The following is a 21,907-nucleotide window of genomic DNA, read 5'->3' on the forward strand; positions in this document are numbered from 1 at the left end:
AGCAGTTTATGAGTGAAAACATCAATGTAGAGGCGATCTTCGGAGAGAATGTGTTCAACGACTCCGTGATGAAAGAACGTCTCCCGAAGAGTGTCTACAAAAAGTTAAAGCAGACCATCGAGGATGGCAGCGAACTGGACCCGACGATCGCTGACGTGGTTGCCCATGCGATGAAAGACTGGGCAGTCGACAACGGTGCGACCCATTATACCCACTGGTTCCAGCCGCTGACCGGCGTGACCGCCGAGAAACATGATTCCTTTATCGGAAATTTTGATTCCCAGGGAAAAGTTCTGATGGATCTTTCTGGAAAAGAGCTGATCAAGGGCGAGACCGATGGTTCTTCTTTCCCGTCCGGCGGCCTGCGCGCGACCTTCGAGGCCCGTGGATATACCGCCTGGGACTGCACTTCCGCGGCATTCTTAAAGAAAGATGCAACCGGCGTAACACTCTGTATCCCAACCGCCTTCTGTTCCTACAGAGGCGAAGCGCTCGATAAAAAGACCCCGCTTCTCCGCTCCATGCAGGCCATCGACAAAGAGGCGACAAGAATCTTCCACCTTTTCGGCCACACAGAAGTAAAGCGTGTCACTCCGTCCGTAGGACCGGAGCAGGAGTACTTCCTGATCGACCGCGACAAATATTTAAAGAGAAAAGACCTGATCTACACCGGACGTACCTTATTCGGCGCGATGCCGCCGAAGGGACAGGAGATGGATGACCACTATTACGGTGTTATCCGCGAGCGGATCGGTTCCTATATGAAAGAGTTAAATGAAGAGCTCTGGAAGCTGGGCGTTACCGCAAAGACCCAGCACAACGAGGTCGCTCCGGCACAGCATGAACTCGCAACGATCTACACAAAGGCAAACCTTGCCGTTGATCACAACCAGCTCGTTATGGAAACAATGAAAAAGGTTGCAAGCCGTCACGGAATGGCGTGCCTGCTCCATGAAAAACCGTTCCAGGGCGTCAATGGTTCCGGTAAACATAACAACTGGTCCCTGGCTTCCGACACCGGCATCAACATGCTGGATCCGGGCGTGACTCCGCATGAGAATATCCAGTTCCTGCTTGTTCTTGCCTGCATTATGAAAGCAGTTGACCGCCATGCGGATCTGCTCCGCCAGTCTGCGGCTGTTCCGGGCAACGACTACCGTCTCGGCGCTCAGGAGGCACCGCCAGCGATCATCTCCATCTTCGTAGGTGAGCAGCTTGAGGATGTGATCGACCAGCTGATTTCTACAGGTTCCGCGACTCACTCAAAGATCGGCGGTACCTTAAAGACCGGTGTTACGACACTTCCGGATTTCGATAAAGATGCGACAGACAGAAACCGTACATCCCCGTTCGCATTCACCGGAAACAAGTTTGAGTTCCGTATGGTCGGTTCCTCCGACTCCGTTTCCTCCGCAAACGTTGTGTTAAATACGATCGTTGCAGAGGCATTCAAGGAAGCTGCCGATGAACTTGAAAAGGCAGAGGATTTCGACCTTGCGGTTCATGATATGATCAAGAAACTTCTCGCTGAGCACCGCCGTATCATCTTCAACGGCAACGGCTACAGTGAGGCGTGGGTGGAAGAGGCAGAGCGCCGCGGACTCCCGAACTTAAAGTGCATGGTGGATTCCATCCCGGCACTTGTGACCGAGAAAGCGTTCAAACTGTTCGGCGATTTCGGTGTATACACGAAGGAAGAGCTTGTTGCGAGAGCGGAGATCGAGTATGAATCCTACGCGAAATCCGTCAATATCGAGGCGAAATCCATGATCAACATTGCCGGAAAGCAGCTGATCCCGGCGGTTGTCCGCTATACGACAGTTCTCGCACAGTCCTTAAGCGCTGTGAAGACTGCATGCCCGGAAGCTGACAACAGTGTCCAGACAGAGCTTCTCATCGAGGTTTCCGACCTTCTCTCCGACATGAAGGTTGCCCGCGCGAAGCTTGAAGACCTGGTAGAAGAGTACCAGCACATCGACAGCATGGAAAAACGCGCCCACTTCTGCTACGACGAGATCATCCCGGCGATGCAGGCTCTGCGTGACCCGGCAGATCAGCTGGAAATGATCGTAGACAAAGAATACTGGCCGATCCCGAGTTATGGGGATATGATCTTTGAGGTGTGATCACTGTAACATAAAATGGTGAAAATTAGTACATAAAAACACCGCTCTGGGAGGAATGTATGATTTTCTGCCGGAGCGGTGTTTTTTTCGTAAACGGAAAAATTCCAAATAATTCAAATTCATCCCTACTTCGGTCCGCCCGTCTGATACTCGGACAGATTTCCGGAGGTCGAAGAACCGGAACTTCCCGGTGTGCTGGTGCTGGATGAGCCGGAGCTGTAGTTGTAGTTCGCGCCGGCGCTTCCAGGGCCGGTCACACTGCCGGTATTTGTATAATAATTGTTATTGCTGCTCGTTCCGCTATTTCCGCCAGGACTTACAGTCGAAGTACCTGTACTGCCGCCGGGGGCGGTTGTGGAAGCCGAGCTTCCGGAAGTGCTGCCGGTTGAACCGGATGAGTACCCAGGACCGCCGGTCTGGTAATTTCCAGCCGCCATTCCGGTTCCTGACGAATTTCCGGATGGGCTGCTGGTTGAATTTCCGGTCGGATTCGACGAAGGAGAAGTTGTAGTCGTTCCTGAATTTCCGCCCGGCGCAGATCCCGCCTGCGTTCCGGTCGTAATTCCATTCTGGCTGTTTCCGGTCGCCGGAGTTCCTGTATAATTACTTCCGTTCATCTGCGTTCCGGACGTTCCAGGCGTGTATACACTTCCCGCGGACCCGCCGCCGATCGCAGACGTCTCACTCAGGCAGACACCGCTCTTATTGAAGGTATAGTTGACATTGTTTACAACGAATGAGCCGTTGGAAACCATCTTTCCATCTGCCGGATTCAGATAATAATACTTTCCACCGTCGTTCAGCCAGCCTGTGATCATATGTCCGGACTGGTTAAAGTAATACCAGCTCTGTTCGATCTGCTTCCAGCCAACCGACATCACACCGGATACCGTATCCATGTAATACTTGTTCGTTCCGTCACTCTGCCATCCGATGACCATGCGCCCGTCGGTGTGGAGATAATAGAACTTCCCGTCAAGCTGCATCCAGCCGGTCATCAGCTTTCCTTCGTTATTGAAGTAATACCAGTAACCGTCAAGCTTCGTCCATCCGGCCGCCATTGCGCCGCTCGCGTCAAAATAGTACAGAAGCCCATCGATCGTCTGCCAGCCGGTCAGCATCGTTCCGTCCTGTTGGAGGAAATACCGCTTTCCGTCGATATCCGCCCATCCGCGGACGAGCTTTCCGTTGCTGCCAAAATAATAATATTTTCCGTCCATCTTCCGCCAGCCGGTTACCATCGAACCATCGCCGCGCAGATAATAGTAATCCGTATCGATCCGCAGCCATCCGGTTACCATCGCGCCGTTTAACAGATAGTAATATTTCCCATCGACCTGGATCCAGTTCTTTGCCATCGTGCCGTCGGAATTCAGATAGTACCATGCGTCCTCCGCCTGCAGCCATCCGGTCTTCATCTGCCCGGTGGTCGGGAGAAGATAGTAGTACTGGTTGTTTAAGAGGAGCCAGCCTTTATACTGGGTTCCATCCTGATTCAGGTAATACCAGCTCTGTCCGTCATTGATCCAGCCCGTCTGTTTTACATAATTCTTATAATAGTACCACTTGTCCCCGATCAAGCGCCAGCGGTTCGCCGGAAGTTTTCCACTCAGGTCCTTAAAAGAAAAGTTGATATCCACATTTCCACTGATCCCGTTTACGGTTCCCTGGTTTGACGCCTGCCAGAATGCCGCACCCTGGTAGGACGGTTTTGCGTCGTAGCGGGCGATCCAGACATCATAGTGGACCTTCGTCATATCGATCTTATTGTTGATCCAGTAATCATTGGTATAGACCATCGGATAATATCCGGCCGTCTCGACTTTTTTACAGAATGCGTTGATAATATCAGAAAGCTGCGCCGGAGTCAGATTGTTCATCTCCTGTGCTTCCACGTCGAGGACGACAGGATAGGAGATCGGGTAGTCCTTGATAAGGTTCAGGACAAAATCTGCGTCGGATTCCGCCATCGCAGTTGTTGTCGCGTAGGAGTAGAGGTAAACGCCGACCCGGAGACCAGCAGCGGCCGCCCCACGCACGTTTGTCTCAAAATATGGGTCTACCGCGTTGTTGTAGCGGGCTCCGATCATCGCGAACTGGATATCATCAGCGGCGACTGCAGACCAGTTGATATTTTGCTGCCACTGGGAAACATCGACACCCCGCGACAGGATCCCAGTAAGGACGGAACCATCACTTCCGATATAAGAGCCGGATGCGTTCTTCTGCCAGGCCGCCGCCCAGGCCGGAAGCGCCGGACTCACAGCGGAAAAAGCCATGACGGCACTTAGAAGAAGCGCCGCCGCTCGTTTCTTTTGTCTCATGGAGATCCCCCTTTTAAACTTGTATTTCAATAAGAACGGGGTCAAACAGTCTTTGCCCCGGTATTTTCAATGTAAAAGATCCCGGGACAGCTGGCATTTTATCACAGCTCCATCCCGGGACCATATGGACGTTATCTGCGTATTTTCAGTATAGCATAAAAATACAGATACGTCTTGAAAAAATTCACAGAAAAATGCGGCAACTATTCGGCTTTTCCGATCCCAAGAAATTCCGGCGCAGTGATGATCTTCTTATAAAACTGCTTCGCATACCGGTACATCACGATCGTGTAATCGCCAAATTCCTCGCCGACACTGCTCTTATACACTGCCCACAGGCACCACAAAAATCCGCCGAGAGCGATATATGCGTAGTAGACGAACCGCTCCTCGGAAGTCGGCTCCCTGTGCAGGTAAGTCGTAATGAGCTTTTCGACCTCAAAATCATTATAATAAGAATATATCGCGCACATGCTCACATCGATCAGTGGATCGCACATGCCGGAGTACTCCCAGTCGATCAGGCGGATATCACCGTCCGGCAGGAACAGGAAATTGTCGCACACACTGTCGATATGGGACAGGACCTTCGGCCGGTTCAGACGGTCGAGGCGGTCGAGCAGTGTGAGCATGTGAGCTTTTACTTCCGGATAATCTTCAAAGAGCTTTTTCTCGTAACCGCGGCACAGCGCTTCATAAAAACTGATCCGCTCCCGGATATCGAAAGAATGGTCGACATGGAGCTTCGAATCATGGAGCTTTTCCACAAGCGCCATACATTTCGCCACATCATCCCAGTTGCGCGGATCGCTGTTGCGCGCGCCCTCATAATATTCAGAAATCTTGTAACCAGTCTCCCCGTTCATGTATACAACATGCTCGGTGATCCCGGATCCTTTTACGGCATCGTAGACAGCCTTTTCCTGTTTCCGGTTGATCAAGAGCTCGGTGCCCGGACCAGGAATCCGGCAGATATAGGACTTATCATGGACCTTGAACAGGAAAGACTTGTTGGTCATACCCGTTTTCAGGCACTTGATCCCTGTAATCTCGGATTCCGGAACATGAAGGACCTCGGAGATCAGTTCCATCGCGATATTGTCGGAATGATTCTGGTAGCGCTCATCGAAAAGGCGGAGCTCCTCAAGGTTCTCAAACTCGTACACCTGGTTGTCCGGCTGTTTGTTGATATACATTTCCGGCACCGGGAAGTGATGCTTGCCCGGAAGATGGCTGTCGACCTCGCCGTTTAAGAGGTCTGCGAGAACCTGTTCCCAGTACATCTGCTCCGTTCCAGGAGTATGATAATATTCCTCGAGGATCGGGAAGAACTTTTCCGAAAATTCCTTCGAGAAAAATACCGGCCCGTACATGACCCAAGAGTCCTCGCCGCCGACCTTCACGCCGGTAAGCAGCCCCTTTTTGCTCGTCTCGAGACACCACTCGGAAGTCTCTCCCTTCATATATACAGAAGAATACCATGCGCCGCACTCGTAGGTGTGGTACATATTATTCCGCATCCAGTTGTCGGACGAGAGAAGATATGTGTTCCTTCCGATAAAACACTCCCGGGCGCGGTAGAGCGTTGTTAGCGTGTTCTTGTTGTGGTATTCCGGGTTATAGAGAAGCTTGACACCGAATTTGTCGATCAGGTACTCGAACTTCTCCTTTAAATAACCGACCACGATTGTGATATCTGTGACACCGGCCTCATGAAGCTGCTTGATCTGGCGCTCGATCATGCGCTCGCCATAGACTTCTAAAAGTCCCTTCGGCGTCTCAAATGTCAGTGGTACAAATCTGGACCCGAATCCTGCCGCCAGGATCACGGCGCTGTCCATCCGGTATTTTCTTAAAAGATCCACACCGCCCTTTAATAAAGAATAAGTCCCCTCAGCCGGATCAAACGTGAAGAGCTCCTGTGCCAACCCATCCTTCACGAGATGGTTGCAGGTCCCGAGCGAAAGATCCATCGCTGCCGCCAGCTCCCGCTGTGTCATCTTGTTGTTCTCATAAATATTTCTGCAGAGTAATCCCAAACGATCCATAGTCATCCTCCGAATCAGTTGAATCATGTTTGCGACACTTATCATGAAACATGCGGCCATGGAAACGTGGGAGAGTGTCCACACGTTTATGCCTGAAAATGTATGTTTAATAATAAGGAAGAAACTGATAAAATGAACATGTTCAAAATAGTAAAAACAATAGATATATATGAACATTATAACACGTACTTCCGATAATACAAGATGATATTTTGAATATGAATTTACAATGTTCAAAATATCCACAATTATGCGTTAAAATGAACACACCATTATGACACATTCCTGCCACAAAGCTGCCACAAAGTGAAAAAACAGGCAGATTGTACTGATATCCATACAAAAACGCCATAAAATGGCATTTACGTAAGAATTTCGTAAGAAAATAAAAACAAAAAAGATATGGAAATTCTTAAGAAATTATACTATAATACCAGTGTATTCGAGGTACAGAGTATTTCTGGAAGCGAAGTAAGATAGTTCCCTTTATTAAAAATTCTTCATTTTTTGTAAAAAAACTATTGATAATTTTACTTATCGGAAGTATAATGGCTTCGTAATGCAATTAGGAATTTCAAAAAGCGTTTCAAAAAAACAAAAGGAGAGTGCATTAATTATGAGAAAGCAGACTAAAATTGCTGCAGTAGTATCCGCAGCAGCTCTGTTAGCATTAGGCGCTTCCATGACATCTTTCGCAGCTTCCAAGGGAACCTGGATGATGGTTGATGGCGAGTGGTATTGCTACGACAAAAACGGTGACGCATATACAAACGTATTCTGCTCCAGCAATGGTAAAGAGTACTACGTAGGAGATGACGGACAGCTCGTTCGTTCCGAGTGGGTTGAGTACGACGGAGATTACTACTTCGTAAACAGCAGCGGTGCAAAGATCACAAACGACTGGAGATTAACAACTCCGTACGATGATGACAGCGCTGACGAAGAGTGGTATTACTTCAAGTCCAACGGTAAGAGAGCTGAAGGCGAAAAGGTTACTTACAAAGGAAAAACTTACTATTTCGATACAGACGGAAAGATGCTCACAGGTTGGGTAACAACAACAAGTGACAAAAAAGAAAACGTTAACGAAGCAACAGGCTTCGAGGATGGTCATACATTCTACTGTGACGAGACAGGTGCTCGTGTAGAGGGTGCATGGATTAAGGATACAGCTCCGGGAGTATCTGATGACAGCGCTGATGAGGATGAGTACTGGTACTACTTAAAGAAAACAACCGGTAAGCCGGCAACAGGCAAACAGTCCAACATCAACGGTCAGATCTACCTCTTCAATAATGAAGGTCAGATGCAGCATGGTTGGGTAGCTGCTACAGATACGAACGGCGCTAAGTTTGTTCAGCTCGATAAAGAAGATGATGAGAAGCCTATGGGCGCAGCAGGAGATGCAGCTGTTTACTACTGCGGCGATGAGGACGACGGACACGCTAAAAAGAATAAGTGGACAAAGACATGGCTTCCAGACAACACATCTGAAGAGGATGATGACAAAGAGTGGTTCTGGTTCGATAAGGACGGTAAACTCTTCAGAGGCGGAGAAAAGAATGGTTCTGTAACAGCATCTGACGCTTGGAAGTACAAACTTGATGAGGGTACTCTTAAGAAAGATGCTGATGAATCCACAGGTGTTATCTCCAAGAAGAAAGTTAACTCCAAGGATTACTGGTTCACAAAAGATGGCGTAATGCTTTCTAAGTTCTACTTAATCAACGATGCTATGTACTACTTCGGTGGATCCGATGACGGTTCCATGAAGACTGGTTCCCAGTCCATTAAGGACAATACTGGTGATACTTACAAGTTCTACTTCTATACAAAAGATCAGGCTACATCCTACAAGACTCCGAATGGTGATAAGCACGGTCTTAGCAAGGGCGCTGGTGTAGTTGGTAATCAGGGCAACAAGCTTTACTGGTATGGACTTCAGATTCAGGCTGATGATTACAAGTATCAGGTAGCTACAATTACGATTAATGGTACTGATTACAGCTTCATCGTTAACTCCAATGGTACAATCCAGCACTCTGCAAATACAGAGTATAAGGAAGACGGCGATGTATTAGTTAAGACTGGCGCTTATACCAAGAAAGACAAAGATGGTAAGGACGTTGTTATTCCGACAACATTCGTAAAAGATGGTCAGGCTAAATATGCTATCGAAGATACAAATACTATCAAGAAAGATGTTATCGATGTAGATCTTGGAAAATTCTTCCAGTAATATATTCAATAATATCTTGAATTAGAAATTCTAATTGCAAAACGATTTCAGGCAGGGATTATTTCCCTGCCTGATTTTGCTATATGAGTGCTAATTACACAATTTAGGCGAAGATTTTTCTCCGTCTGTTTACGTTTATACAAAAATTACGCAAAAAATGGGCAGGAATCACTTCCTGCCCATCATGTTTGCAATTAGAATTTCTAATTTTAATCAATCGCTTGGATTACTTACCCTGAACGAAACCACTCATATCAATGTCAGCAACATTCTTAGATACAGTATCCCAGTTGTTAGCTTCATTGCTGATTGCATACTTGAACTGACCGTTTTCTACAAACTTAGTCTCTGTAGCTTTTCCAGATGCATCCTTAATACCTGTTGCGATTAATACATCGCCATCCTCTTTATACTCAGTGCTCTTGGAGTGCTGAATTGTACCATTGGAGTTAACGATGAAGCTGTAATCTACGCCATCTTTTGCGATTGTAGCTAACTGATATTTGTAATCATCAGCCTGAATAAGCATACCATAGTAGTAAAGCTTGTTGCTCTGGTTACCTACTACACCGGCACCCTTCTTGTATCCATAAGTATCTTTTGTATAGAAGTAGAACTTATAGGAATCACCAGTGTTGTCTTTTACTGTCTGAGAACCAGTCTTCATGGAACCGTCATCAGATCCACCGAAGTAGTACATATTGTCATCAATCATGTAGAACTTAGCAAGCATAACACCATCCGGTCTGAACCAGTAATCCTTGGAGTTAACTTTCTTCTTATCTACGCCAGTAATGCTACCGTCATCATAAACGAGGTCACCCTCTTCGAGTTTATACTTCTGAGCTTTAACAGTAGCGTCAGAACCAGATGCTCTGTAGAGTTTACCGTTCTTGTCAAACCAGAACCACTCTTTATCATCTTCCTCTTCTTCTGTATCGCTCGGAAGCCATGTCTTTAACCATTTATTCTTCTTTGCGTGTCCGTCATCCTCATCACCACAGTAGTAAACTTCGCTGTCTGCATACTCGCTTAAGAGGATCATATCCTGCTCTTCGTCTTCCTTATCTAACTGAACAAAGTTCTTTGTGGAAGAATCAGAACGAGCTACCCAACCATACTGCATCTGACCTTCCTCGTTGAAGAGGTAAATCTGACCATTGATATTGGACTGCTTGCCTGTTGCCGGCTTACCGGTAGCTTTCTTTAAGTAGTACCAGTACTCATCTGCATCTGCATCGTCATCATCTGTGCCCGGCTCTGTGTCTTTAACCCAAGCACCCTCTACACGAGCACCTGTCTCGTCGCAGTAGAATGTGTGGTCATTCTCATAACCGGTAGCTTCGTTAACGGATGTTGCGCCGTCACCAGTTGTTACCCAGCCTGTGAGCATCTTTCCATCTGTATCGAAGTAATATGTTTTTCCTTTGTAAGTGATCTTCTCGTTCTCAGCTCTCTTACCATTGGACTTGAAGTAGTACCACTCCTCATCAGCTGTGTCATCATCATACGGAGTTGTTAATCTCCAGTCGTTTGTGATCTTTGCACCGCTGCTGTTTACGAAGTAGTAAGAACCATCGTAATCAACCCACTCGGAACGAACGAGCTGTCCGTCGTCACCTACGTAGTACTCTTTACCATTGCTGGAGCAGAATACGTTTGTATATGCGTCACCGTTTTTGTCGTAGCAATACCACTCACCATCAACCATCATCCAGGTTCCCTTGGAAGCTGCGAAAGATGTCATGGAAGCGCCTAATGCTAACAGAGCTGCTGCGGATACTACTGCAGCAATTTTAGTCTGCTTTCTCATAATTAATGCACTCTCCTTTTGTTTTTTTGAAACGCTTTTTGAAATTCCTAATTGCATTACGAAGCCATTATACTTCCGATAAGTAAAATTATCACAAGATGGAAAAAGGCTGGGAAGAGGAGAAAGCCGGCAAAGAAAGCATGTCTGATTTTTCTTGTATGGTCATGAAAAACATGGTATCATGAGGGCAACAGACTCTGAGCTTAACAGATCATAAGGTCAACAAAAAAGTTGGGAAAATCGGGAGAGGAGCGACGAAAATGATAAGTATGAATATCCCTGTCGGGGTTTCGGATTTTGTGGAAATCCGCAGAAACGGGTATTACTATATTGATAAAACAGCTTTGATCGCTGAACTTCTCAAGACGACCGGGACGAAGGTGACGCTGATCACAAGACCGCGGCGATTTGGAAAAACGCTGGGAATGAGCATGTTGGAAAATTTCTTTGATATTCGCAAGAACAGCGAAGAGATGTTTCAGGGACTTGAGATTGCAAAAAACAAAGAACTCTGCAACGCGTGGATGAATAAGTATCCAGTGATCTTTCTTTCCCTCAAAAATGTGGAAGGGCTGGATTTCCCAAGCGCCTATCAGCAGCTTGTTTATGAGATCAGCTCTCTTTACCGGGAACATGAATATCTTCTGGATAGTCCGGTATTAAGCACACAGGATAAATTCTTTTTTCAGCAGATCCGGAACCGGAAGGCGGAAAAAACGGATATCCTGCGCTCTATTCAGTTTCTTTCCCGGCTGCTCGTCAGACATTATGATGAAAAAGTCATCCTTCTGATGGATGAATATGATGTTCCGGTGGCAAAGGCAAACAGCAATGGTTACTATAGAGAAATGCTGGATGTCATGAAAGGACTTTTGCAGGCGTTAAAAGATAACCAGGCGATCCGGTTTGCTGTGATCACGGGATGCCTGAAGATCGCAAAGGAAAGTATCGTTACGGGGACCAATAATTTCGTTTCGGACACGATCACCGACTCACGCCTGAATGAATATTTCGGATTTGTGCAGGATGAGGTGGACAGGATCCTTGAAGATGCTGGGGCAGAAGAACATTCGGAAAGTGTGAAAAAATGGTACGATGGATATCATTTTGGAAATTTTGACGTTTATTGTCCATGGGATGTTATGAACTATATTCTGGAGCTGCAGCATAATCCGAAAGCAAAACCGGCGAGCTACTGGAAGAACACCAGTGACAATGCGATCATACGGTCATTTATTGATTATGCAGGCAGCAATATCACGAAAAAGCTGGAAACATTGCTTTCCGGTGGAGCGATCATTCAGCATATTGATGAAAATTTGACATATGACTATCTGCATTCTTCGGAAGAGAATCTCTGGAGTATTCTGTACCTGACCGGATATCTGACGAGAGCGCGCGATCAGAACTACAATGGGGAACTTCCGGAAGGAACAGTTGCGCTTGTAATCCCGAATGAGGAGATCAGGGAAATCTTTGAGACAACTGTGAAAAAATGGTTTGCTGATTCTGCAAAAATCTGGAATCGCAGCAGATTATTTGAGGCAGTCTGGTCTGGAAATGCGGAGATTATTACCGAGGAGATGGCAAAACTTCTTAGAAAAACGATCAGTTACCATGATTACAAAGAAGACTTTTACCATGCATTCCTCGCAGGAATCTTTACAGGAGCCGGTTATACGGTGGACTCCAATAAAGAGCACGGAGAAGGCAGAAGTGATGTCGTAATCTACGACGATACTAATGGGCGTGTCGCGATCTTCGAGGCAAAATATTCGAAAACATCGGACCGGATGGAAATGGATTGTGACCGCGCGATCGACCAGATCAATGATCGGATGTATGCAGATGAATATGCGGATGAGTACGAAACAGTTCTCTGTTACGGAATCGCTTTTTATAAGAAACGGTGCAGGGTGAAGAAAAAATGAAAACAATACAGCCACAGACAGACCGGTCCAAAGGTATGCCTGTGGCTGTATTTGTATTATTTAATAATAATTTCATAAAAAACCCCACAAAAGGAAGGAAATTCCCGGTGGCGCAAGTTGCGGGAAAAGTCGAAGGATGTTATAATATAATAGATTTTTTATGACATACGGGTGGAAGAGAGAAAAAACGATCCACGGTATTTCTGACGGTACATGATACAGACCTTGGAGAGGGTCTATAAACACTACTACTTTATAATACGAGGAAGTAAATCATGGCAAACAGAATAAAGAAGAAAGAGGATACGAAAAGCAGCTATCAGGATAATGTTGCTTTGATCATGGCGGCGTTCACGCTGATCGTACTCTGCGTGCTCCCGCTTGTGTTCCACGATTTCTATTTTGATATCCTGGAGACAAAATATCAGTTTTACAGTGTTGTTGCGATCGCTGCGCTTGTGATCATGGGCGGATATGGTCTCGCAAGCGGAAAGATGCTCGAGTGGTTCTCGAAGTTCAATTTCCAGACATGGAGAAAGAGCATGAGCGTCGGGGACTGGGCGATGGTTGTTTTCTGGTTCACAAACGTGATCTCCTGGATCCTGTGCAAGGACTGGAGATGGGAGGCATTCTGGGGAACATCCGGACGTTATAACGGCGTATTCCTCATGACGATCTACATGATGACATATTTCCTTGTCACCCGTTTTTACCGGTTAAAACAGTGGTATCTGGACGCATTCCTTGCAGTCGGCGTGTTTGTATGCGTGTTTGGAATTACTGACTACTTCCAGATGGATATCCTTGGATTTAAGGTAAATATGATGGATACACAGAAATCCATCTATACTTCCACATTCGGAAATATCAATACTTATACGATCTATGTGGCAGCGCTGTTAGCAATCTCAATGATCCTGTTTACACAGGAGAAAAACCAGAAGAGAATGTTCTGGTACTACGGAAATATGATCCTGACAAGCTTTGCGCTGATCATGGGCAGCAGTGATAACGCATATCTGTCCCTCGCAGCGATTTTCGGTCTGGCACCGTTATGGCTGTTTCAGACAAAGACAGGACTTCGCAGATATGTGATCTCCCTAGCGACATTCTTTACGGTGATCCTCTGCATCAACGGGATCAATAAGGTGTATGCGGCATCCGTTCTCGGGATCGACAGTGCGTTTAATCTGATCGCGGGGACGAAGTTTCTTCCGGTACTTGTAGTGCTTCTCTGGGTGATCGCTGTGGTACTTATCTTTATGAACAGAAAACCACAGGCCTTGATGAACAGGACAACGGATGACTCTATGAACAAGATCGCAGTCTATATCTGGATCGGTGTGATCGCGGTTGTCTGCCTTGCGGTTCTTTTCGTCCTTTATGATGCGAACCTTGGAGGTCATGCAGATAAGTATGGCGCGCTCAGCTCCTACGTTGTATTCAATGATGAGTGGGGAACCCAGCGTGGATATGTGTGGAAGCGCGCGATGGAGATCTATACAAAGAAGCTAAATCTTCTCCAGAAGATCTTCGGATATGGACCGGATACGTTTGCGCTGATCATGCAGTATTATTATCCGGGCGAAATGCAGAACGGACGTATGGTGATCTTCGACAGTGCACATAATGAGTACTTACATTATCTGGTAACGACCGGTTTCGTCGGAATGGCGTCTTACCTTGTATTTATGGTTTCTTCGATCGTTGCGATGGCGAAGAAGATCAAGGAGCAGCCGATCGTGGCAGCAGTCATGATGGCAGTTCTCGCGTATGCGATCCAGGCGGTTGTCAATATCAACCTGCCGATCGCAATGCCGATCATCTTACAGCTTCTTGCGATGGGAGTCGGAAGAAAGAAAACGGCCGACAAAGCGGAAGAAAAAGCTGAATAACAGGAAAATCAAAGCAGAGACAAACACAGGGAGGAACGAACAATGCAGGCAGTCATCATGGCCGGCGGAAAGGGAACGAGACTGGCGGCGCTCACAAAGGATGAGATCCCGAAGCCGATGGTCCCGGTTGCCGGAAAACCGCTGCTTTTATGGCAGGTCGAAAGGCTAAAAGAGAATGGGATCACGGATCTGATCATGGTGATCGGACATCTCGGAAATAAAATTAAGGAATATTTTGGCGATGGAGAGCAGTTTGGCGTTTCCATCCGGTATTTTGAGGAAACGGAACCGCTCGGGACTGCGGGATCCTTTTATTATCTGAAAGACATGATCCACGGGGACCGGTTTGTGATGATGTCCGGGGATCTGTTCTTCGATATTGATTTTCAGCGCATGATCCGGTTCCACGAGGAAAAAGGCGCAGTTGCCACATTATTTGTTCATCCGAACGGACATCCGTTTGACTCGGATCTTCTTGTTCTGGATGCGAATGATAAGGTAACAGCGTTCGACTCGAAACACAACGTCCGCGATTACTGGTATAAGAACTGCGTCAACGCAGGAATTTTTGTGTTTGAAAAGAAGATCTGCGATTACGTGCCGGAGCCGGTGAAAAGAAATCTGGAGAACGATGTGATCAAAGGAATGCTGGACGCGGGAGAGCCGATCTACGGCTATTGCTCCCCGGAGTATGTGAAGGATGTTGGTACGGTTGACCGTGTAGAGCAGACACTGGCGGATATCGCGCGAGGCGTGATCGCGGATAAATGCCTGAAAAATAAGCAGCGCTGTATCTTTATGGATCGTGACGGTACGATCAACCAGTATAAGGGACTAGTATACAAAGAGGATGACTTCGTTCTGGAAGACTGTGCGGTCGATGCGATCCGGAAGATCAACCAGTCCGGAAGACTCGGGATCGTGATCACGAACCAGCCGGTTGTTGCGAGAGGTCTCTGTGGGATCGAAGATGTGGAAAATATCCATAAAAAAATGGAGACACTGCTCGGAAAAGAGGGCGTGTTCTTAGATGATGTCTTCTACTGTCCGCACCACCCGGACAAAGGATACCCGGAGGAAAATCCGGCTTATAAGATTCCGTGCGAGTGCAGAAAGCCGAAGACCGGGATGATCGAGAAGGCGGCGGAGCGGTTCAACATTGACCTCAAGGAATCCTGGATGATCGGGGATACGACGATGGACATCCAGACAGGCGTGAATGCGGGAATGCGGACAGCGCTTGTGCTGACCGGGGAAGCCGGGAAGGATAAGAAATACGACGTGAAGCCGGATCTGGTGTGTGAAAATCTGCTGGATGCGGTGGAGAAGATCTTGAAAAGCGAAGATCGTTAAGATAAAATATGAAAACTCAGCAGAAGAGAACAGTTAAATGTTAGGAATTGCTGAGTGAAAACGTCAGAAATAAATGATATATAGCTGCGTAAAATTAAATGGACAAGAGATATCAGCATCGCAGCGAGGGTACTGGCTTGTTTGCCATAAATTTTGATGGACAGAGGCGATGCGAGCAGCCAGAGAGTAAACGATTGATAGAGTAAATCACAGGAGAACAGAAAAACCATGATCATTACACAGACCCCTTTCCGCATGTCTTTTTTCGGCGGCGGAACGGATTTCCCAGACTTTTATAAGGAACACGGCGGAGCCGTCATTTCCACGACATTTGATAAATATTGCTATGTAAATGTGCGTCATCTTCCGCGCTTTTTTGACTATTCGACCGAGCTTTCCTACTCAAAGATCGAGCGCGTGACAGATGTCAACGACATCAACCACCCGGCGATCCGCGAGGCGATGAAGTATCTGGATATGCAGGAAATCCGCCTGACTTACGAGGCAGACCTTCCGGCGAGATCGGGACTTGGAACAAGCAGTTCCTTCGCAGTCGGCATGTTAAACGCATTCTATGCATTAAAAGGAAAATATGCGGATAAGAGAAAACTCGCAGATGATGCGATCTACTTAGAACGTGTCCTCTGCAACGAGAGCGGTGGCGTTCAGGACCAGATCGCGGCGGCATTCGGTGGATTAAACAGGATCAACTTCAATGCAGACGGATACGAGGTAAATCCGGTGATCATCTCCCCGGAGCGGAAGACACAGTTAAACAATAACCTGATGCTCTTCTTTACCGGATTTTCGAGATTTTCCTCCGATATCCAGCAGACAACGGAGAAAGCGCTTGTCGATAAACAGGCACAGCTCCTTGAGATGCTGTCTCTTGTCGATGACGCGGAGAAAGTTCTGACTTCCAAGACGGACCTCAACGAATTCGGCCGACTTCTCGACTATACCTGGAAGCTGAAACGCGGAATTTCCAACCGGATCTCCACGGATTCCATCGACGGACTCTACGCGAAAGGAATCGAGGCCGGTGCGCTTGGCGGAAAGCTTCTTGGAGCCGGCGGCGGCGGATTCCTCTTATTCTACGTTGAGCCGGATAAACAGGAACAGGTCCACAAGGCGATGGAAGAACTCTTATATGTGCCGTTTGAGTTTGAGAACAGCGGTACGAGAGTCATTCATTATACGCCGGAGACGTATGAAAAACGGTAGGACACATATAATGATGTTGGGGTCAAAAGTTTTTGCCCCTGGTAGCATATAAGTGATGGAAAGCATGATTTCAAATCAGGAGGAATCTATGAAACTGGTATTGAAAAATGTTGGAAAAGTGCAGAATGCTGCCGTGGAGATCAATGGAATTACGGTCATCGCGGGAGAAAACGATACGGGTAAAAGTACCGTTGGAAAAGCACTCTTTTCCGTGTTTAACAGCTTCTACAATATTGATAGAAAAATCATGTCGGAAAGAGCGAACAGTATTGATAATCAGCTTTTTGCAGTGTCCAAGGACTTCAGGTCAGGATGGTTCTTTCTCACTGATTATAGCGAATTAACAAAAGAAATTATCTCTCTTGTGAAACAAAAGAAATCAGAAGAGGAACTCCGGAAAAAAATTTCGGATATCATTTCAGAATATAACAAGAAAAAATCAAATACTCTTTCGCAGGATGCAATCGATGGCTGCGCGGAACGGATTGCAAGGAGCTTGTTGATACCAGACGAAGAGATATTAAAAACTGTTTTACAAAAGAATATGGATGCAGAATTTCGTGGACAGATCGGAAATGTCTTCTATGAAGCAGAAAGCTTAATCCGGCTTGTGATTCAGAATGAAAATGTGGAAGTAAAGTTCCTGAACAATAAAATCGCAGATTTGAGAAATCCGATCAGACTGGGAACAGAAACAATCTACATGGATGATCCGTTTGTGCTGGATGAACTTACAGGATCTGAATCACGAAACTGGACGCGAATGCAGAATTATCTGGACCACAGGGCGCATCTGGAAAAATGTCTGACTTCTGTTTCGGACAAGCATAATGTCGTTGATGAAATTGTGGCGAACAAAAAGCTTGAACAAATCTACCAGACAATATCAACAGTCTGTGAAGGCGATGTTGTGGATGAAAAACATGATTCCGTAGGATATCACATTGGAAACCAACGTCTGGAAGTCAGAAATATGTCAACAGGTCTTAAAACCTTTGCTATTTTAAAAAGACTTCTGACCAATGGCTGTATCGAGATGAATGGAACGATCATTCTGGATGAACCGGAAATCCACCTCCACCCGGAATGGCAGCTGGTATTTGCGGAACTGATCGTTCTTCTGCACAAAGAATTTGGACTTCACATTCTTTTAAACACACACAGCCCATATTTCCTGAATGCGATCGAGGTGTATGCTGCGAAATACCAGGTCACAGACAAATGTAAGTATTATCTGATGCAGAGCACAGGCAAGACATCTGAGATTGAAGATGTATCAGATAATATTGAGAAAATTTACAGGAAACTTGCACGACCACTGCAGGAGTTGGAAAATCAGAGGTATCGCTATGAATGATTCCGGCATTTATGCCCTGTTTGCTGATCATAAATCTACGTTAAAAGAATGTTCGGGAGACAACAGCGATGGCAGTACCATCAAATTTATGACGGAGTCTCAGATAGAAGCTGTAAATTTTGATAAATTTAAGACAAAATACACGAATGATCTGAGACTTTCAGAAGAATGTGCTGCCTCTGCGGATGCGCTCCTTCAGACAGATACAGGACTGGCCTTTGTAGAATTTAAAAATGGAAAAGTTAATAACCGGAATGTAAAAGATAAAATCCGTGACAGCTTGTTATTATTTTGCGATTTTACACAGAAGACCATATCCTATACCAGAGAACATGTAGATTTTATTGTAGTTTATAATGAAGAAAAGAATCCGCTTCCAAATCAGTATAAGAAGCAGACGAACGCAGATGCCCCATCCCGCACTGAAATCAGCAGATATTTTCTTGGAAAGGGAAATCAGGAGCTGATCCTGTTTGATCTGGAACGATATCAGCATTTATATTTCCGCGAAGTACACACATACACGAAAGAACAATTCGGAAACTATATAGAAAAAACATTATCAGGTGGCCCAGTATCGTGAAACAAGCATATTCAGTTTTGATGTCGGTATATCAAAAAGAAAATCCGGAATATCTCCGGGCGGCGGTGGAGAGTGTTCTGGGGCAGACGGTGCCGCCGGAAGAGGTGGTGCTGGTCTGTGATGGACCGCTGACAGAGGCATTGGACAGAGTGATCGAGGAGTATGAGGAGCAGTTCCTGGAAAATTCAGAAGAAATCATGAATTTGCGGGAAAGTGATTTTCAGGGAAATGGCCTATCGGAAAACGATCAGCAAGGAGATACTTGTCAGCAAGGCAAGATACAAGGAAAAAATCCTCAGGAAAGTCAGAGACAGGAAAACAGCAACCAGAAAGTGATCTTTCGCGTGATCCGCCTCACAGAAAACGGCGGTCTCGGGAAAGCACTGAATGAAGGACTCAAGTATTGTTCCTGTGAATGGATCGCACGGATGGATACGGATGATCTTTCGGCGCCGGACCGATGCGAAAAACAGCTGAAATTCCTGGAAAAGCATCCGGAGGTTGACGCGTTGAGCGGAACGATCGCGGAGTTTCAGGGAGACGCGCTCGATGGAAAAACGGCGGAAACAGCGGTGATCTCCTATAAGACCGTACCGGAAACACAGAAAGAGATAGCCGCCTACATCAAGCAGAGAAATCCGATCAACCATCCGTGCGCGATGTTCCGGAAATCAAGAGTGGAATCCGCCGGAGGATATCAGCCGTGTCCGTATTTTGAAGACTACGATCTATGGGTGCGGATGTACAAAAATCATGCGGTGTTTGCAAATCTGCCGGATACACTGCTCTACATGCGGATCAACGGAATGCACCAGCGGCGGGGCGGGATCCGGTATGCGAAGTGTGTGATCGATTTCCGCGTAAAAATGTACCGGAACCAGGTCATCACATTCGGAGAATTCCTGCCGATGACGATCATTCGGGTTCTGGTGAGTCTGATGCCGAATTCACTGCGGCGGTTCTTATATGAGAAAAAATTAAGAAAACAACAGTAGAAGAGGCGGAAAAGCATTAGCAGGGAAATTACAAAGATAGAGGTATGGAAGTGCCAGGAGAAAACGGAAACTGTTAAGACTCCGGATAGTAATGAGAAATTTGCAATTGCTAAGACGCTGGGTATTACGAAAAGACAAACCAATGAATATAGCTGTTGGAGCGGCGGGATTGTGCGTATGAACTGCTTGCGGATTATGGGAAATCAAACCAGTGAACACAACTGTAGGGACGGAAAGAAGCATATAGCAGGTTAGACAACCGTGAGTACATAAAACACTTCGCAAATAAGAAATTACAGACAGGGGCATGTGGACGGAAAACGGCTCACAATGCCCCTGTGGTGTATCATAATACGGAATTTCCGACCCGGAAAGACTCCGGTATATGAAAAATAACCCATAAACGGCTGGAAGACCCATTTACCCAATATTGCGAAAAGCCTCGTTAGGTGGTATACTGTAATAAGGGTTATTTTGCTTAATTGAACAAACTAAATAAATTGAAGCAAAAATTTTTCAGGATTGCGGCACCGCTTTTGCCGGACCATTCAGAAAATGGTCAGCGACAGAATGCTAAGGGCAGCTGCAAAGACCGGATGAAGTTACGATTAAGGAATCACAAATGGAATGAATACAAAAAAGATAAATAACAATTTTGAACCATATAAGCGCGTGGTAAAATTTGTCGGATCGGCAATCATCGTGCTTCTGGAACTGGCCGCCTATTATTATGTGTGGATGGACTGCTATAACCGAAATATGACAGTGGCTTTCTGGCGGCGCGGAAACTGGCTGATCGCAGGCGAATATCTGATCCTGTCTCTGGTGTTGCACCGGCTGTACGGCGGTCTGAAGGTCGGGATTTATAAATACTGGACGCTTGTATACTCCCATATGCTCTCGATCGTCGGAGTCAATGCCTTTTCGTATGTTCAGGTCGTTCTGTTCGACAAGAAAATGCATAATCCGGCAGCGCTTTTAGGACTCACTGCTCTGGATTTCGTGATGGTCCTGCTCTGGGCACTTGCATTTAAAAAAATCTATGCGGCGATGTTCCCAAAACGGAGACTTCTGCTGATCTACGGAAAGAAACCGATGTTCCACCTTGTGAACAGGATCGATACCCGCGACGATAAATATGAGATCGCGGAAAATATCTCGATCGACACCGGTCTTGAGAGAATCATCAAACAGGCGGAAGATTATGACGGTGTGATCATCGGAGATATCCCGGCGAGAGCACGAAACCAGCTCATGAAACTCTGCTATGCGAGAAATATCCGCAGCTATACGGTCCCGAAGATCAGCGATATCCTGCTTCGCACTTCGGTAGAACTCAACATCTTCGATTCCCCGCTGTATCTTTCAAGAAATGACGGGGGATTGGCCTGGGATCAGGCAGTCGTAAAACGGATCGAAGATATCATCGTTGCGGGGGCGATGCTCCTTGTGACGAGCCCGTTCTTCCTCATTATCGCATTCCTGATCTGGAATACCGATAAAGGACCGATTTTCTATACACAGGAACGCCTGACGAAGGACGGAAAGATCTTCCGGATCTATAAGTTCCGGACGATGATCGTCGATGCGGAAAAGAAAAGCGGACCGGTAAAAGCGGGAGAAAAAGATCCCCGTATTCTTCCGGTCGGGCGATTCTTACGCGCAACGCGTATGGACGAGCTTCCGCAGCTGTTAAACATCCTCAAAGGCGATATGAGCCTGGTAGGACCGAGACCGGAACGGCCGGAGCTTGCGAAAGTTATCACAAAAAATATCCCGGAGTTCGAGTATCGCCTGAAAGTAAAGGCAGGACTCACCGGATATGCACAGGTGCATGGACGTTACTGCACGACCAGCTACGACAAATTGAAACTGGATCTGACCTATATCCGAAATTACTCGATCTGGCTTGACTTAAAGCTGATCCTTATGACACCGAAGGTCCTTCTCATGAAGGAATCCACGGATGGTTTCGAGGAAGGTCTTTGGGAGGATCCGGCTTTAAAAGAATAGAATGGA

The 21,907-nt window shown here is 46.5% G+C and carries 14 protein-coding genes; 11 read left to right on the top strand and 3 right to left on the bottom strand.

Going from position 1 to position 21,907, the window contains the following annotated elements:
• Nucleotides 1-8: 8 nt before the first annotated feature.
• On the top strand, nucleotides 9-2,126 hold the full coding sequence (locus tag ACI3EW_RS01340; protein ID WP_405578689.1) for a glutamine synthetase III family protein: 2,118 nt from the start codon (nucleotides 9-11) through the stop codon (nucleotides 2,124-2,126).
• Between the two features lie 125 nt (nucleotides 2,127-2,251).
• On the opposite strand, the gene ACI3EW_RS01345 is transcribed toward ACI3EW_RS01340, so the two are convergent.
• Complete coding sequence (locus tag ACI3EW_RS01345; RefSeq protein WP_485663250.1) at nucleotides 2,252-4,450, bottom strand: glycoside hydrolase family 25 protein; 2,199 nt, start codon at nucleotides 4,448-4,450, stop codon at nucleotides 2,252-2,254.
• Nucleotides 4,451-4,653: 203 nt separating this feature from the next.
• Complete coding sequence (locus tag ACI3EW_RS01350; protein ID WP_405579828.1) at nucleotides 4,654-6,498, bottom strand: sugar phosphate nucleotidyltransferase; 1,845 nt, start codon at nucleotides 6,496-6,498, stop codon at nucleotides 4,654-4,656.
• A gap of 616 nt (nucleotides 6,499-7,114) precedes the next feature.
• On the opposite strand from ACI3EW_RS01350, the gene ACI3EW_RS01355 reads away from it, so the two are divergent.
• Entirely contained in the window at nucleotides 7,115-8,737 is a 1,623-nt protein-coding gene (locus ACI3EW_RS01355; protein WP_405579831.1) for a hypothetical protein, read from the top strand.
• Nucleotides 8,738-8,963: 226 nt separating this feature from the next.
• Here the strand turns inward: ACI3EW_RS01355 and ACI3EW_RS01360 are convergent, their stop codons facing one another.
• Nucleotides 8,964-10,550: a hypothetical protein gene (locus tag ACI3EW_RS01360; protein ID WP_405579834.1), complete on the bottom strand. Its 1,587-nt coding sequence runs from the start codon at nucleotides 10,548-10,550 to the stop codon at nucleotides 8,964-8,966.
• Nucleotides 10,551-10,810: 260 nt separating this feature from the next.
• On the opposite strand from ACI3EW_RS01360, the gene ACI3EW_RS01365 reads away from it, so the two are divergent.
• From ACI3EW_RS01365 to ACI3EW_RS01405, 9 genes are all read left to right on the top strand, one after another.
• Complete coding sequence (locus tag ACI3EW_RS01365; protein WP_405579837.1) at nucleotides 10,811-12,481, top strand: AAA family ATPase; 1,671 nt, start codon at nucleotides 10,811-10,813, stop codon at nucleotides 12,479-12,481.
• The gene (locus tag ACI3EW_RS01370) at nucleotides 12,478-12,645 is read left to right on the top strand and encodes a hypothetical protein (protein WP_182426539.1); all 168 of its coding nucleotides are present in this window, start codon (nucleotides 12,478-12,480) and stop codon (nucleotides 12,643-12,645) included. The genes ACI3EW_RS01365 and ACI3EW_RS01370 overlap by 4 nt, the downstream gene beginning before the upstream one ends.
• 111 nt (nucleotides 12,646-12,756) lie before the next feature.
• On the top strand, nucleotides 12,757-14,376 hold the full coding sequence (locus ACI3EW_RS01375; RefSeq protein WP_405579840.1) for an O-antigen ligase family protein: 1,620 nt from the start codon (nucleotides 12,757-12,759) through the stop codon (nucleotides 14,374-14,376).
• 42 nt (nucleotides 14,377-14,418) lie between these two features.
• On the top strand, nucleotides 14,419-15,729 hold the full coding sequence (locus ACI3EW_RS01380) for an HAD-IIIA family hydrolase (RefSeq protein ID WP_405579843.1): 1,311 nt from the start codon (nucleotides 14,419-14,421) through the stop codon (nucleotides 15,727-15,729).
• 228 nt (nucleotides 15,730-15,957) lie between these two features.
• Nucleotides 15,958-16,953 (top strand): GHMP family kinase ATP-binding protein, encoded by a 996-nt coding sequence (locus ACI3EW_RS01385; protein WP_215703352.1) that lies wholly within the window; start codon nucleotides 15,958-15,960, stop codon nucleotides 16,951-16,953.
• An 88-nt stretch (nucleotides 16,954-17,041) separates the two neighbouring features.
• A complete protein-coding gene (locus ACI3EW_RS01390; RefSeq protein WP_021904213.1) occupies nucleotides 17,042-18,310 on the top strand; it encodes an AAA family ATPase in 1,269 nt (422 codons plus the stop codon).
• Nucleotides 18,303-18,893 carry a hypothetical protein gene (locus tag ACI3EW_RS01395; RefSeq protein WP_405579848.1) on the top strand — a complete coding sequence of 197 codons (591 nt, stop codon included), beginning with the start codon at nucleotides 18,303-18,305 and terminating at the stop codon, nucleotides 18,891-18,893. Before ACI3EW_RS01390 ends, ACI3EW_RS01395 begins: the two co-directional genes overlap by 8 nt.
• Nucleotides 18,890-19,888, top strand: coding sequence for a glycosyltransferase (locus tag ACI3EW_RS01400; protein WP_405579851.1), 999 nt, complete (start codon nucleotides 18,890-18,892; stop codon nucleotides 19,886-19,888). The genes ACI3EW_RS01395 and ACI3EW_RS01400 overlap by 4 nt, the downstream gene beginning before the upstream one ends.
• A 627-nt stretch (nucleotides 19,889-20,515) precedes the next feature.
• Nucleotides 20,516-21,901, top strand: a complete 1,386-nt coding sequence (locus ACI3EW_RS01405) for a sugar transferase (protein WP_405579854.1) — start codon at nucleotides 20,516-20,518, stop codon at nucleotides 21,899-21,901.
• Nucleotides 21,902-21,907: the final 6 nt, after the last annotated feature.

This window comes from Pilosibacter rotomagensis (assembly GCF_045062245.2).
Lineage (GTDB): Bacteria > Bacillota > Clostridia > Lachnospirales > Lachnospiraceae > Pilosibacter.